Source organism: Microbacterium sp. ZKA21, from assembly GCF_050434165.1.
Lineage (GTDB): Bacteria > Actinomycetota > Actinomycetes > Actinomycetales > Microbacteriaceae > Microbacterium.
Genome location: NZ_JBNPVV010000005.1, coordinates 212,790 through 226,291 on the forward strand (window position 1 = coordinate 212,790; position 13,502 = coordinate 226,291).

The 13,502-nt window shown below is 69.2% G+C and carries 15 protein-coding genes; 7 read left to right on the forward strand and 8 right to left on the reverse strand.

Annotation, left to right across the window (positions count from 1 at the left end):
- Positions 1-31 precede the first annotated feature (31 nt).
- From M2317_RS12380 to M2317_RS12400, 5 genes are all read left to right on the forward strand, one after another.
- A complete protein-coding gene (locus tag M2317_RS12380) occupies positions 32-634 on the forward strand; it encodes a TetR family transcriptional regulator (protein WP_429460567.1) in 603 nt (200 codons plus the stop codon).
- 65 nt (positions 635-699) lie between these two features.
- Positions 700-1,374: a DedA family protein gene (locus tag M2317_RS12385; RefSeq protein WP_429460569.1), complete on the forward strand. Its 675-nt coding sequence runs from the start codon at positions 700-702 to the stop codon at positions 1,372-1,374.
- Complete coding sequence (locus M2317_RS12390) at positions 1,371-2,747, forward strand: sensor histidine kinase (RefSeq protein WP_429460571.1); 1,377 nt, start codon at positions 1,371-1,373, stop codon at positions 2,745-2,747. The genes M2317_RS12385 and M2317_RS12390 overlap by 4 nt, the downstream gene beginning before the upstream one ends.
- The gene (locus tag M2317_RS12395) at positions 2,744-3,412 is read left to right on the forward strand and encodes a response regulator (RefSeq protein WP_429460573.1); all 669 of its coding nucleotides are present in this window, start codon (positions 2,744-2,746) and stop codon (positions 3,410-3,412) included. The genes M2317_RS12390 and M2317_RS12395 overlap by 4 nt, the downstream gene beginning before the upstream one ends.
- Before the next feature lie 101 nt (positions 3,413-3,513).
- Entirely contained in the window at positions 3,514-4,824 is a 1,311-nt protein-coding gene (locus M2317_RS12400) for an acyltransferase family protein (RefSeq protein ID WP_429460574.1), read from the forward strand.
- Here M2317_RS12400 and M2317_RS12405 read toward each other — a convergent pair.
- Genes M2317_RS12405 through sufB form a run of 8 tightly spaced genes read right to left on the reverse strand, consistent with a single transcriptional unit; the run spans position 4,778 to position 11,669 of the window.
- Positions 4,778-5,098: a CHY zinc finger protein gene (locus M2317_RS12405; protein WP_429460575.1), complete on the reverse strand. Its 321-nt coding sequence runs from the start codon at positions 5,096-5,098 to the stop codon at positions 4,778-4,780. The genes M2317_RS12400 and M2317_RS12405 overlap by 47 nt on opposite strands.
- A complete protein-coding gene (locus tag M2317_RS12410) occupies positions 5,095-6,468 on the reverse strand; it encodes an MFS transporter (protein WP_429460577.1) in 1,374 nt (457 codons plus the stop codon). The genes M2317_RS12405 and M2317_RS12410 overlap by 4 nt, the downstream gene beginning before the upstream one ends.
- Complete coding sequence (locus tag M2317_RS12415) at positions 6,465-7,610, reverse strand: MalY/PatB family protein (RefSeq protein WP_429460579.1); 1,146 nt, start codon at positions 7,608-7,610, stop codon at positions 6,465-6,467. The genes M2317_RS12410 and M2317_RS12415 overlap by 4 nt, the downstream gene beginning before the upstream one ends.
- Position 7,611: 1 nt before the next feature.
- Complete coding sequence (locus tag M2317_RS12420; RefSeq protein WP_013586729.1) at positions 7,612-7,941, reverse strand: metal-sulfur cluster assembly factor; 330 nt, start codon at positions 7,939-7,941, stop codon at positions 7,612-7,614.
- Positions 7,942-7,950: 9 nt separating this feature from the next.
- Entirely contained in the window at positions 7,951-8,721 is a 771-nt protein-coding gene (sufC, locus tag M2317_RS12425) for a Fe-S cluster assembly ATPase SufC (protein WP_429460581.1), read from the reverse strand.
- On the reverse strand, positions 8,722-9,048 hold the full coding sequence (locus tag M2317_RS12430) for a non-heme iron oxygenase ferredoxin subunit (protein ID WP_429460582.1): 327 nt from the start codon (positions 9,046-9,048) through the stop codon (positions 8,722-8,724). It abuts the gene before it with no gap.
- Positions 9,045-10,250, reverse strand: a complete 1,206-nt coding sequence (gene sufD, locus M2317_RS12435) for a Fe-S cluster assembly protein SufD (protein WP_429460584.1) — start codon at positions 10,248-10,250, stop codon at positions 9,045-9,047. Before sufD ends, M2317_RS12430 begins: the two co-directional genes overlap by 4 nt.
- On the reverse strand, positions 10,251-11,669 hold the full coding sequence (sufB, locus tag M2317_RS12440) for a Fe-S cluster assembly protein SufB (protein ID WP_429460586.1): 1,419 nt from the start codon (positions 11,667-11,669) through the stop codon (positions 10,251-10,253). It abuts the gene before it with no gap.
- A 236-nt stretch (positions 11,670-11,905) separates the two neighbouring features.
- On the opposite strand from sufB, the gene M2317_RS12445 reads away from it, so the two are divergent.
- Both M2317_RS12445 and M2317_RS12450 read left to right on the forward strand, forming a co-directional pair.
- Complete coding sequence (locus tag M2317_RS12445) at positions 11,906-12,988, forward strand: COX15/CtaA family protein (protein ID WP_429460588.1); 1,083 nt, start codon at positions 11,906-11,908, stop codon at positions 12,986-12,988.
- A gap of 68 nt (positions 12,989-13,056) precedes the next feature.
- Entirely contained in the window at positions 13,057-13,476 is a 420-nt protein-coding gene (locus M2317_RS12450; RefSeq protein ID WP_429460590.1) for a hypothetical protein, read from the forward strand.
- Positions 13,477-13,502 lie beyond the last annotated feature (26 nt).

Genomic DNA, 13,502 nt, shown 5'->3' on the forward strand with positions numbered 1-13,502 from the left:
TCACCTGAACGGCGTTCAGTATAGTGAGAGCATGATGGCCGCACGCAACTCGGACCGCCGCCACGATCGCGACAGCGTCACCGCGGCCGCCCTGCGCCTCCTCGACGACGTCGGGCTTCCCGACCTCAGCATGCGCCGGCTGGCCACCGAGCTCGGCATCCAGCCGAGCGCGCTGTACTGGCACTTCGACAACAAGCAGGAACTGCTCGGTGCGGTCGCCGAACGCATCCTGGCCCGCATCCCCGCATCCGTACCCGACGGGGCGGCCACCGACGCCGACGTGCTGGCCGCCGCTCGAAGCATCCGCGACGCTCTGCTCGCCTATCGGGACGGCGCGGAGGTCGTGCTCAGCTCGTACGCGCTCGGCTTCGGAGTCGAACGCACGCAGGAGCACCTGCGCGACGTGCTCGGCACCAGGGCACAGGATGCCGCGGTGGCCGCGACCACGCTGCTGCAGTTCATCATCGGTCATGCGCTCCTCGTCCAGCAGCGCCTGCACGCCGAAAGCCACGGGGCAGCGCATCCCGACCACGGCGACGATGCGACCGGTGCCGTCTCGGCGGCGTTCGATGACGGCGTGATGCTGTTCCTGCACGGCGTCGATGCGAAGGTCGGTCCACGAAGACCCCTCTGAGGTATGACACGGTCGATACCACGGAGTGATGTGCCGACGCGCACCCGGTTCGTACGGTCGGTGACATGGACGTCATCAACGATCTCATCCTCGCCGCCGCGGCATCCCCGTGGCTGCTGCTCGTCATGTTCGCTGTCGCGATCATCGACGGGTTCTTCCCGCCGGTTCCGAGCGAGACGGTGCTCGTCGCCGCAGCGGCCGCCGCGGCATCCACGGGCGGAACGAACATCCTCCTGCTGGCCGGTGTCGCAGCCGTCGGAGCCATGATCGGCGACAACATCGCCTACGCGATCGGGCGCGGGATGGGAACGCAGCGATTCGGCTGGATGCGGCGCCCCAAGGTGGCTGCGGCCTTCGACCGCGCAGGGCGGACGCTGACCACCAATGGTGCCGGCCTCATCCTCGGCGCCCGCTACATCCCCGTCGGCCGAGTCGCCGTGAACATGACCGCCGGCGCGCTGCACTACCCGTGGCGCCGCTTCCTGCCGCTCAGCGCGCTGGGCGGTCTCAGCTGGGCGGCGTACAGCGCAGGCATCGGGCTGCTGGCCGGGCACTGGCTCGAGGACCAGCCGCTGCTCAGCGCGGTCTTCGGCGTCGCGTTCGCTCTGATCATCGGCTTCGCGATCGACCGCATCTCGGCGTTCCGGCGCCGCCGCCTGGCCGATCGCACCGCGGCGGATCAGGAGCGGGTGACGGACCGTGAGGCGCCGACGGGCGCCCTCTCGAAGGTGGGAGGATGACTCCCATGACGGCGGAACGGGATCCAGAGGCTGCGGAGGCCGCCCCGCTCGGTCAGCGACAGCGGCGAAGGGCTGAACGGGCACAGGCCGCGCAGGAACGGGCGCAGCGCAAGGCGCAGACCAGAGCGGACCGCGCCACGGCCAAGCGGGCGGCGCGGACGCTCCGGCGCGAGAAGCGCATCGCCAAGCTCCCCGCCTGGATGCGCGATCGCGAGATCGTGACGATCGTCATCCTGTCCGTCATCGCCGTCACCCTGTACGCGGTCCTCGTGCCCGTGCACGCCGCCGAGTACGGCAGCCCGACCGCCTTCACGATGCTGCTCGCGGCTCTTCTGGTCGCATCACCCGTGGTGTCGATGCGGCATCCGAATCTGGCGATCTTGCTGTTCGCCGGGGCCGCACTGCTGCTGGCGCTCATGGTTCCCCGCGACGTCTCGCTCGCCCTGCCGTGGCCGTGGTCGGTCCCGATGCTGCTCGCGTTCGCCGTGGCGGTCGTCGTGCCGACGTTCTTGCACGGGTGGCGCACCGGACTGGTGATGTTCGCCTCGGGCACCGCCGTCGGCCTCGTCGCCGCTCTCATGCTTCCCGGCTTCACGAGCGGCAACTCCCTCATCGTCACCACCTCGGTCGTCGGCGGCATCTACCTGCTCGCCGTCCTGATCACCAGCCGGCTGCGGGTCGGGAAGGAGCTCACGCGCGAACGCGCACTGACCGCGCAGGAGCAGGCCAAGCGCGAACTCGTCGAGGAGCGCACGCGGATCGCCAGGGAGCTGCACGACGTGGTCGCGCACAGCATGTCCCTCATCCAGGTGCAGGCGTCCACCGCCCGCTACCGGGTCAAGGACCTCCCCGTCGAAGCCGCAACGGAATTCGACGACATCGCCGGTACCGCGCGCACCTCACTGGTCGAGATGCGGCGCATCCTCGGCATCCTGCGCACCGAGGATCACACCGCCGAACTGGCGCCGCAGCGCGGGATCGACGACATCCCCGGCCTCGTCGAGACCACCAGGCGCGCGGGTGCGGACATCGGACTGTCGATGGCGATCTCCGGAGACATCGCCGCCGCGACGCAGATCGCCGCGTACCGGATCACGCAGGAGTCGCTGAGCAATGCCGTGCGCCACGCGCCGGGCACCGGGATCACCGTGGTCGTCGCTTCGGACGACATCGCCGTGACGCTCACGGTGCGCAACGCGCCCGTCGCCGCTTCGGTGCAGACGGCCGGCGGCCACGGGCTGCGCGGGATGTCCGAGCGGGCCGAGCTTCTCGGCGGTAGCGTGGAGGCTGGCCCCGACGCCGATGGCGGCTGGACCGTCACCGCGACGCTCCCGCGCCACCCCGGCTCTCCCCCGCAGAAAGGCTCCGTGTGACGATCGAGGTCCTCATCGCCGATGACCAGGCCATGGTGCGGGCGGGCTTCGCGGCGCTCCTCGACGCGCACGACGGCATCCGCGTCACTGGGCAGGCGGCGAACGGCGCCGAAGCCGTCGCGCTCTCGGCCCGCGTCGACCCGGACATCATCCTCATGGACGTGCGGATGCCGGAGCTCGACGGCATCCAGGCCACCCGCCGCATCCTCGGCACGACGTACCCCGCGGCGAAGGTGCCGCGCATCATCATGCTCACCACGTTCGACATCGACGACTACGTGTACGACGCACTGCAGGCCGGGGCGAGCGGATTCCTGCTCAAGGACGCTCTACCGGAAGAACTCGTCCAGGCCGTGCGCGTGGTCGCCGCGGGAGACGCGCTGCTCGCGCCGAGCATCACCCGAAGGATGATCGCGCAGTTCGCCGCGCAGAAGCCGCGCGCCTCACGCGCGACAGCGCAGCTCGCCGATCTCACCGACCGCGAACGCGAAGTGCTGGTGCTCATCGGGCAGGGACGCTCGAACGGCGAGATCGGGCGCGAGCTGTTCATCGCCGAGCAGACCGTCAAGACGCACGTCGGCAAGGTGCTCGCCAAGATCGGCGCCCGTGATCGGGTCCAGGCCGTGATCTTCGCGTACGACGCCGGCCTCGTCGAACCCGCCTGAGCACGCTCAGACCGCGGTAGGGCGAGCGTCGACACCGTGGTGTGATGCGCGGCCGGTCACCGGGTCCATAGCCTCCTGGGACGGACCAGAGGAGGACCACCGTGACCATCGTTCAACCGCGCATCGACGCCGCACCCGCACCGCCCCCCAGCCCGGTGCGGGACACCGGAATCGACCTCGTCCGCGCCTTCTGCGTGATCGCAGTCGTCGTGCTGCACTCCCTCATGGTCGGGGTGACGGTGAGCCAGGCCGGCCCGGTGTTCGCCAACGCCTCAGAGGGCTCCTGGTGGATCACGCCGCTCAGCTGGATGCTGCAGGTGATGCCTCTGTTCTTCGTGATCGGCGGTTTCGCCGGCTTCACGGCCTACCGTCGAGCGCGGGCGCGGGGCGGCTCGCCCATGTCGTTCGTCGCCGGGCGACTGCACCGCCTGCTCGTCCCCGCGCTGGTCGTGATCGCGGTCGTGGGCGCGGCGCTCGTCCTCCTCGCGGTCGTCGGTGTTCCGGCCGATCTGCTGCGGATCGCCGGATACCGCTACGGTCAGCCGCTGTGGTTCCTCGGGGTCTTTCTGCTCTGCCAGGCGCTGCTGCCGGCACTGGCCGCTCTTCACGAGCGCCGCCCGTTCCGCGCGATCGGGGCGCTCGCCGCCGCCGCCGTGGCCGTGGACGTGCTGCGGCTGTCGACCGGTGTCGATGGCCTCGGCTTCCTCAACCTCGCCTTCGTCTGGCTGACGATGCAGCAACTGGGGTTCTTCGTCGCGGACGGACGCATCGACGCTCTCGCCCGGCGCACGCGCGCCGGCATCGCCATCGGCGCCGCTGCCCTGCTGGTGCTCAGCATGATCGCGGGACTGCACTCGCCCGACCTCATCGCGAACATCAATCCGCCGACCACAGCGCTGCTGCTCGTCGGCACCGTGCACACGATGCTGCTGTCGCTGCTGCGGACACGCCTGTCGGAGTGGAGCCGTCGGCCGTTTCCCGCGGCGCTGCAGCAGTTCGTCAACGCACGTGCAATGACCATCTACCTGTGGCACATGCCGGTGCTGCTCGTGATGGCCGGTGTCACGGCGCTCTGGGCGTTCGGCGCGCAGGAGATGCTCCCGGAGCCGGGCGCGTCGGACTGGTGGCTGACCCGCCCGATGTGGCTCGCCGTCGTGCTGGCGCTCACAGCCGTGATCGCGCTGCCTCTCGCCGCCCTCGAGTCCCGCCCCGCGCCGCCCGCGGCTTCGCCGCTGCGCGTGGCAGGTGCGGCGTTCACCGGACTGGTCGCGATCGTGCTGCTGCTCGTCGTCGGAACGAATCCCGCCACGGCGCTCGCCGCCGTCCTGCTGATCCTGCTCGCCCTGCGGCTGGCCCGCCGGCCCGTCACATCTCGAAGTACACCGGATGATGCAGCGCGCATCCGGGGTTGAACGGCGCCGCGCACCGCGGGCAGCTCGCCGCGGTGAGATACGCCTCGATCGTGAGCGTTGAACCGCAGACCCCGCACAGCACGGCCCGCTCGTCCCGCCGATCGATCGGCCAGGCCAGGATGCCGTGGTCGGCCGCCTCCTCGTGACAGCGCAGACACGGATACCACTCGCCGCAGCACGCGAAGCGGATCGCGATGACATCCAGTGGCCCGCGGTAATGCGCGCAGCGCGTCTGCGCATCGATCACGGCGCCGCGCACCGCTGGGCGCGTCACGACTGCTCCGCCGCGTGCCCGAGCCGCAGGCCCGGAATCGCCGCGAGGAGCACGAGCGCGATCGCGAACACGAAGACGAACCAGAACGCGCCGGCCCCTCCGCCGAATGTCGCGACGCCGAGGCCGGCGAGAGCGATCGCCACGGCTGATCCGCCGGAGTCCGAGATCGACAGCGCGGACGAGTTGAAGCCCTGATCGCCGGCGTCCGAGTAGGCGAGGGTGAGCACCGTGAGTCGGGGGTACACGAGCCCCATGCCGCCACCGGCGAACGCCCAGCAGATCACGACGATCACCGGTGAGAGCCCGAGAACAGCCGTCACCAGGACGGCGATCAGGCCGACCAGGACGAGTCCGAGACTGATAAGGGCGATCCGGGTGTTGCCCAGGCGCTCGCCGTAGCGTCCCTGCAACGCAGAGGCACCGGCCCAGGCGAAGGCTGAGAACGTCAGGGCGAGACCGGCGAGCGTCGCCGAGAAGCCGAACCGCTCCATGAGCAGATACGGGATGTACGCCTCCGCGGCGAAGAACGCGCCGGCGACGACCCCGCGCATGAGCACCACACTCGGCAGACCTCGTGCCGCCCGCAACGTGCCCCGAGGCACGAGCGGAAGCATCGCGAACCCGATCACGACCACCGCGATCGAGGCGATCGGCCACCCGATCGCCGGGACCGCCTCAGCGGACAAGCCGACCGCGACAGCAGCGACCGCGACGATGATCGACAGCACGAGCCGCATGGCGAACACCCGGCGCTGGAGCGGCTCTCCCCCACCGAGGTCGACGCCGCGCAGGCGCACGGCGATCATCGCGAAGGCCGCTGCGGTGAGCACGGCGACGCCCAGGAACGCCCAGCGCCAGTCGAGATAGTCCGCGATCGCGCCGGCGAGGAACGGCCCGATCATCGACGGCACCACCCAGGCCGCCGCGAACGCGGCGAACACGCGCCCGTGCAGATGCGCCGGATACAGCCGCGCGACGACGACGTACAGAGCGACCGTCTGTCCACCGGCGCCCAGCCCCTGGATCAACCGTCCGATGAGGAACTGATGCATCGTCACAGCCGCTCCAGAGACGATCAAGCCCACCAGGAACAGCACCACCGCCACGTACAGCGCTGCACGAGGGCCCCTCGAATCGGATGCCGCGCCGCTGGCGACCATGCCGATCACACTCGTCGCGAGCGTGCCGGCGAATGCGACCGCGTACAGCGCTTCGCCGTCCAGCGCCGCACTGACCACGGGCATGACCGTCGTCACCGCCAGTGCTTCAATGGCGGCGAGGAAGATCAGGGCGACCGCGCCCAGCGTCACCCAGCGTCGCTGCCGGTCCCAGATCGTGGCACTGGCGTCGATCGCGCCCGCGCCGGTCATCGCAGTGCCGCGATCCGCTCGATCGCCTCCGTGAGGATCGTCGGGCTCGTACCAAAGTTCAGACGGACGTGACCGGCGCCCTCGGCGCCGAAGGCGGGTCCGAAGTGCAGCGCGACCTTGGCGTCGCGCAGGATCCGTCGCGATGGATTGTCACCCCACTCGAGCGCCGTGAGGTCGATCCACGCCAGGTACCCGGCATCGGGGATCCGGTACCGCGCCTCGGGCAGATGCTCGGCGAGCAGAGCGGCCAGCAGCCGCCGGTTCTCGTCCAGTGCGACGAGAAGGCCGTCGAGCCATGGATCGCTCGCAGGCGAGAAGGCCGCCACGGCGGCGAGCATCCCGAACTGTCCTGTGCGCCACTCCACCTCGACGGGCAGGGCGCGCACAAGCCTGGCTGTCGCTTCGGATGCCGTGACCATCAGCGCGCACTTGAGCCCGGCGAGATTGAACGCCTTGCTGGCGCTGACGACCGCGTAGCCCACCTCGCGGGCGGCGTCCGAGACCGACAGGAACGGCACGAACCCGGTGCCCGGCTGAGCGAGCGGCGCGTGGATCTCATCCGAGACCACCGCAGCACCGAACTGGACGGCGAGCTCGGCCAGTGCGGTCAGCGAGGCGGTGGAGTGCACGGTACCGGTGGGGTTGTGCGGATTGCAGAGCAGAACCGCCCTGGCACCGGCATCCAGAGCCAGACGAATGCCGTCGAGATCCAGCTCCCATCCCGCACCGGTGTCGCGCAGCGGAACGCGTTCGACGACGGCGCCGGCTTCGGCGATGAGCTCGTAGAACGGCGGATAGACCGGCGGAGTCACGATCACGCGGTCGCCGGGCGCGATCACTCGGCGCAGGATCTCGACGATCCCCATGCTCACATCGGCGGTCGGCCGCATCCGCGCAGGATCAGGCGTCCACCCCAAGCGACGCGACGCGAACGCGGCGTACGCCTCCGGCAGCGGCGTGCGCGAGGCGACGTAGCCGGTGTCGCCGATCGCGACGGCGCGTTCGAGCGCACGCGTGATCTCCGGGGCCAGCGGGAAGTCGGTCTCCGCCACGAACAGGGGCAGGACGTCGGCCGGATACTCGCGCCACTTCTCGCTGGAGCGCTCGCGGAGCTGTTCCAGCGAGAGCGCTTCGACCCTCATCTCAGATCGCGAAGCCGAGCGCACGCATCATGTCGCGCCCGTCGTCGGTGATCCGCTCCGGGCCCCACGGCGGCATCCAGACCCAGTTGATCCGGAACCGGTCCACCACGTTGTCCAGTGCCTGAGCGGTCTGCTCCTCGAGCACGTCGGTCAGCGGGCAGCCGGCGCTCGTGAGCGTCATGTGGATCACGAGGGCGTCGTTCTCGTCGTCCCAGGCGAGATCGTAGATGAGTCCCAGGTCGACGACGTTGATCCCGAGCTCGGGATCCATGACGTCCTTGAGAGCCTCGGTGACCTCGTCGTACTTCTCGGGGGCAAGCGTCGCGGTCATGCCCTCAGCCTACGCCTCGAGGGGAGCGGCGGGGTCGAGGAATCGGTCGTAGCCCTCGTCCTCGAGACGGTCGGCGAGCTCGGGTCCGCCCTCCTCGACGATCCTGCCGGCGACGACCACGTGCACGAAGTCCGGACGGATGTAGCGGAGGATGCGGGTGTAGTGCGTGATGAGCAGCACGCCGAGCCCGGTCGACTCCTTGGCACGGTTGACGCCCTCCGAGACGATCTTCAGCGCGTCGACGTCGAGGCCGGAGTCGGTCTCGTCGAGCACCGCGAACTTCGGCTTGAGCACCTCGAGCTGGAGGATCTCGTGGCGCTTCTTCTCGCCGCCCGAGAAGCCCTCGTTGACGTTGCGCTGCGCGAACTTGGGGTCCATGCGGAGGTTCTTCATGGCCTCCTTGACGTCCTTGGTCCAGGTGCGGATGGCCGGAGCCTCGCCGTCGAGAGCGGTCTTCGCCGTGCGCAGGAAGTTCGTCACGGTGACGCCGGGGATCTCGACCGGGTACTGCATCGCGAGGAAGAGCCCGGCGCGAGCGCGCTCGTCGACGCTCATGGCGAGGACGTCCTCGCCATCGAACGTGATCGATCCGGAGGTGACGGTGTACTTCGGGTGCCCGGCGATCGTGTACGCGAGGGTGGACTTGCCTGAGCCGTTGGGGCCCATGATGGCGTGCGTCTCACCCGTGTTCATGGTGAGGGTGATTCCGTTGAGGATCGGGGTGGTCCCCTCCTCGGTCTCGACCGTCACGTGCAGGTCGCGGATCTCGAGAACAGACATTCAGACTTCCTTAATGACAGTGGGGTCGATGAGCACGTCGTCGCCGTCGATCTCGACGACGTAGACCGGAACGGGCTCGAAGGCCGGGAGATTGAGGGGCTTGCCGGTGCACAGCGAGAACGCCGAGCCGTGCGCCCAGCACTCGAGCGTGTCGCCCTCGACGAAGCCCTCGGAGAGGGAGATGTCGCCGTGCGTGCAGGTGTCGCCGATGGCGTGCACGGTTCCCTCCGAGTCCAGGACGAGCGCCATCGGGACGCCGTCCAGTTCGACGCGCATCGGCGTGTCCTGTTCGAGGTCGCTCAGGCCGCACGCGCGCTGCGCGCTCACGCGCTCACCGCCGCGAGCTCGACCTCGATCGCCGCCAGCAGCTCCGCCTCGAGGGAGGGGATGCCGAGACGCTGCACGATGTCGCTGAGGAAGCCGAGCACGACCAGGCGACGTGCTTCTTCCTCGGTGATCCCTCGCGCCTGCAGATAGAACAGCTGCTCGTCGTCGAAGCGCCCGGTGGCGCTCGCGTGGCCGGCACCGAGGATGTCACCCGTCTGGATCTCGAGGTTCGGGATCGAGTCGGCGCGTGCGCCTTCGGTGAGCACCAGGTTGCGGTTGGCCTCGTACGAGTCCGTGCCGGTGGCGTCGGGTCCGATCAGGACGTCGCCGATCCACACGCTGTGCGCACCGGCGCCCTGCAGGGCGCCCTTGTAGAGCACGTCGCCGACGGTGTGCGCGCCCTTGTGGTGCAGGTAGACCTGGCTCTCGAAGTGCTGGCCGGCGTCCGCATACGACAGGCCGTGCATGCGGCCCTCGGACCCGTTGCCGCTGAGCTCGAGGTTCGGGTTCACCCGGACGAGGCTGCCGCCGAAGGTGACGACGGAGTGCTTGAGATGGGCATCGGCATCGACGCGCGCCTGGTGGGATGCCGCGTGCACCGCGTCGTCGTCCCACTGCTGCACCGTGACGACCGACAGGCGCGAACCCGCCCTGGCGATGATCTCGACGTTCTGCGCGTACTGCGCGGATCCGGTGTGACGCAGCACGACGGTCGCCGAGCTGTGCTCGAGGGCCTCGATGACGATGTGCGCATCGGCGCGGCGGTCGGCGCCCTGGCCGGTGATCGCGATGACGACCGGCTCCGTGACTTCCTCCTCACGCGGGATGCGCACGTGCAGGCCCTCGGCCGAGCCCTGCCAGGCGACGGCCGAGATGACGTCCTCCGGGACGAAGAACTCGCCGCGCGGGGCGGTTCCGGCCGCGAGCGGCGCAGAGACGTACTCGGCTCCGCTGACCGTCTCGTACGTCACGCCGTCGTTCTGCTCCGAGACCGCGAAGAGCGCCTTGAGCTGACCGACCGGCGTGTGCTTCCAGTTGACCTCGCGACCGGTCGGCGCACCGAAGTCACCTGGTTCGTAGGAGCGCGGGCGGTCCGAGCGGGTCTGGATGGGGACGAACCCCGCGTCCGCCACCTGAGCTGCGGGGTCGATATGCGCGTTCGTGTCCTGCGCCTGAGCGGGCGCTGTCGCCTGGGCCGCCATTCAGCCGACCGATCCTTCCATGCCCATCTCGATGAGCTTGTTGAGTTCCATCGCGTATTCCATCGGCAGTTCGCGAGCGATCGGCTCGATGAAGCCGCGCACGATCATCGCCATCGCCTCGTCCTCGGGCATGCCGCGGGACTGCAGGTAGAACAGCTGCTCCTCGCTCACCTTCGAGACCGTGGCCTCGTGGCCGAGCTGCACGTCGTCGACGCGGATGTCGATCGCGGGATACGTGTCGGAGCGCGACTTCGTGTCGACCAGGAGCGCGTCGCAGCGGACGGTGTTGGCCGAGTGGTGCGCATTCGCGTCGACGCGGACCTCGCCGCGGTAGCCGGCACGTCCACCGCCGCGGGCGATCGACTTGGAGACGATCGAGGACTGCGTGTACGGCGCCATGTGGATCATCTTCGCGCCGGCATCCTGGTGCTGGCCGGGGCCAGCGAAGGCGACCGAGAGCGTCTCGCCCTTGGCGTGCTCACCCATCAGATAGATGGACGGGTACTTCATCGTCACCTTGGAGCCGATGTTGCCGTCGACCCACTCCATGGTCGCGCCTTCGTGGGCGACCGCGCGCTTGGTGACGAGGTTGTAGACGTTGTTCGACCAGTTCTGGATCGTCGTGTAGCGGACGCGCGCGTTCTTCTTCACGATGATCTCGACGACGGCCGAGTGCAGCGAGTCCGACTTGTAGATCGGGGCAGTGCAGCCTTCGATGTAGTGGACGTAGCTGTCCTCGTCGGCGATGATCAGCGTCCGCTCGAACTGGCCCATGTTCTCGGTGTTGATGCGGAAGTAGGCCTGCAGCGGGATCTCGACGTGCACGCCCTTGGGGACGTACACGAACGATCCGCCGGACCAGACGGCGGTGTTGAGCGCGGCGAACTTGTTGTCGCCGGCCGGGATCACGGTGCCGAAGTACTCCTCGAAGAACTCGGGGTGCTCGCGCAGTGCCGTGTCGGTGTCCATGAAGATGACGCCCTGCTCCTCCAGGTCCTCGCGGATCTGGTGGTAGACGACCTCGGACTCGTACTGGGCGGCGACGCCGGCGACCAGGCGCTGGCGCTCGGCCTCGGGGATGCCGAGACGCTCGTAGGTCTCGCGGATGTCCTCGGGGAGGTCCTCCCAGGACTGCGCCTGCTTCTCCGTGGAGCGCACGAAGTACTTGATGTTGTCGAAGTCGATCTCGCTGAGGTCGGCGCCCCAGGTCGGCATCGGCTTGCGCCCGAAGAGCTGGTAGCCCTTGAGACGGGTCTTCAGCATCCACTCCGGCTCGTTCTTGAGCCCCGAGATCCCGCGGACCACCTCTTCAGAGATGCCGCGCTTGGCGACGGCTCCGGCGGCATCCTCGTCGTGCCAGCCGAACTCGTACACCCCCAGGCCATCCAGCTCCGGGCGGTCGATCAGCACATCCGACATCTCACACTCTCCTTGTCGAACCCTGGCGGTGTCATCCGCTCCGGCATGCCGTCGCCCCGTCGAGTGACCGGGGGTGTGGATGCCGCTGTGGGGCCCTCATCACGACGCGATCATCGCGCCTAAACTGTTGGTGATGCATCCCGCGCTTTCTCGCGCGCATCGCAACAATCCGATTCTACAGGTTCACCCTGTCCTCCGGGCCGCACCCGGGTAACAGAGCGCGAACCGGAGGCCTCATGCTCACGAGTTCCGCCACGCCGTCCACCGACACTCCGATCGTGGTCGGCGCGCCGCTGCGCGTACTGGCCTGGCTCTCCTTCCTCGCCGAAGTGATCATCATCGGCACCGGCGGAGCCGTGCGTCTGACCGGCTCCGGCCTCGGATGCTCGGAGTGGCCGCTGTGCACGCCGGAGTCCCTCGTCCCCCTGCCCGAGCAGGGCATCCACGGCATCATCGAGTTCGGCAACCGCACCATGACCGGACTCGTGGGCATCCTCGCGCTGGCCGTCCTGATGCTCACCCTGGCGGCGATAGGCGGGAGGACGCTCGTCCTGCGTGCGGTGTGGTTCGCTCTCGGCGGCATCGCGGCAGGCATCGTGGCCTACGCCGTGACCGCGCCCTTCGGCCTGCCTGCCTTCGGCTTCTTCTCCGGAGCGCTGCTCCTCGCCGTCGTGCTCGCGATGATCGATTCCCTGCGCCGCACCACACGGCGCCGCGACCTGTCCGCGCTCGCCTGGATCGTCCTCGCCGGCGTCATGGCGCAGGCCGTGGTCGGAGGTCTCGCCGTTGTGACGGATCTGAACGCCTTCGTCGTCGGATTCCACTACGTCTCGTCGCTGCTGCTCGTGTGCGTCACCGCCGCCTACCTCGTTCGCATGAACGCCGCCGCCGGCAGACGAGAGCGTGCCGTACCCCGCTGGTTCGCGATCCTCACCCACGTCACGGGTCTCGCCCTCGCGGCGACGATATTCTTCGGAGTGCTCACGACCGGATCCGGACCCCACTCCGGCGACGCGGCGATCGTGCGCACCGGCTTCGATGCGACCGTCCTCGCGCACGTGCACTCCTGGCCCGGATACACCCTGGCGGTCCTGATCGCCGTGCTCACCATTGCGGCGTGGCTGCGGCGCCTGCCGGTGCGCGGCTGGCTGCTGGTGCTCGCCGCGGCTGTCCTGGTGCAGATCGGCGTCGGGATCTGGCAGGCCAGGGAGGGCCTGCCGGAGATCCTCGTCGGAATCCACATGGTTCTGGCTTCCCTTTCCGCCGCCGCGTACACGGTCGTGGTGCTGAACATCAAGCAGCCGGTCGTCGAGGACTGAGGCCGCACACAGCGCAGTCATAGGCCGCGCATACCGCGCTCATCGCCGCGTCGCGCAGAGTGGCCGGCATGAAGAACACCGCACTCATCCGCAGCATCCCGTACTGGCTCCTGCTGGTCCTGTCGCTCGCCGCCCTCGGCCTCGGCGCCTGGATCACGACGGATCAGATCGGGGTGATGACCACGACGCTCCTGGACGGCACCGCCACCGGAGTCGAGGTCTACGCCGGACAGGCCTGGGTCGTCTTCGGCGGCGCGCTGGTCGCCGGCGGAATCATCGGACTGTTCCTCGTCCTCGCCCTGGCTGCGGCGAAGACGCTGGTCCCCCGCGCACAGGTCGAGGTCGTCGAGGCGATCGACTGGGCGGCGTCGGATGCCGACGGCGATGCCCCAGCGGACTCCGACGCGCACTCGGCGTCCGACGGCGCGTCCATCGAGCCGGTCCAGGATGCCGAGACCTCCGTCGAGGAGCCGGTCACGACCCGCTGATCAGCGCATCGTGCCCCGCATCGGTT

What these genes read in the sequence shown, in the direction of transcription:
- M2317_RS12380 (WP_429460567.1), top strand. Translation starts at nt 32, where the DNA reads ATGATGGCCGCACGCAACTCGGACCGCCGCCACGATCGCGACAGCGTC.
- M2317_RS12385 (WP_429460569.1), top strand. Translation starts at nt 700, where the DNA reads ATGGACGTCATCAACGATCTCATCCTCGCCGCCGCGGCATCCCCGTGG.
- M2317_RS12390 (WP_429460571.1), top strand. Translation starts at nt 1,371, where the DNA reads ATGACTCCCATGACGGCGGAACGGGATCCAGAGGCTGCGGAGGCCGCC.
- M2317_RS12410 (WP_429460577.1), bottom strand. Translation starts at nt 6,468, where the DNA reads ATGACCGGCGCGGGCGCGATCGACGCCAGTGCCACGATCTGGGACCGG.
- M2317_RS12415 (WP_429460579.1), bottom strand. Translation starts at nt 7,610, where the DNA reads ATGAGGGTCGAAGCGCTCTCGCTGGAACAGCTCCGCGAGCGCTCCAGC.
- M2317_RS12420 (WP_013586729.1), bottom strand. Translation starts at nt 7,941, where the DNA reads ATGACCGCGACGCTTGCCCCCGAGAAGTACGACGAGGTCACCGAGGCT.
- sufC (WP_429460581.1), bottom strand. Translation starts at nt 8,721, where the DNA reads ATGTCTGTTCTCGAGATCCGCGACCTGCACGTGACGGTCGAGACCGAG.
- sufD (WP_429460584.1), bottom strand. Translation starts at nt 10,250, where the DNA reads ATGGCGGCCCAGGCGACAGCGCCCGCTCAGGCGCAGGACACGAACGCG.
- sufB (WP_429460586.1), bottom strand. Translation starts at nt 11,669, where the DNA reads ATGTCGGATGTGCTGATCGACCGCCCGGAGCTGGATGGCCTGGGGGTG.
- M2317_RS12445 (WP_429460588.1), top strand. Translation starts at nt 11,906, where the DNA reads ATGCTCACGAGTTCCGCCACGCCGTCCACCGACACTCCGATCGTGGTC.
- M2317_RS12450 (WP_429460590.1), top strand. Translation starts at nt 13,057, where the DNA reads ATGAAGAACACCGCACTCATCCGCAGCATCCCGTACTGGCTCCTGCTG.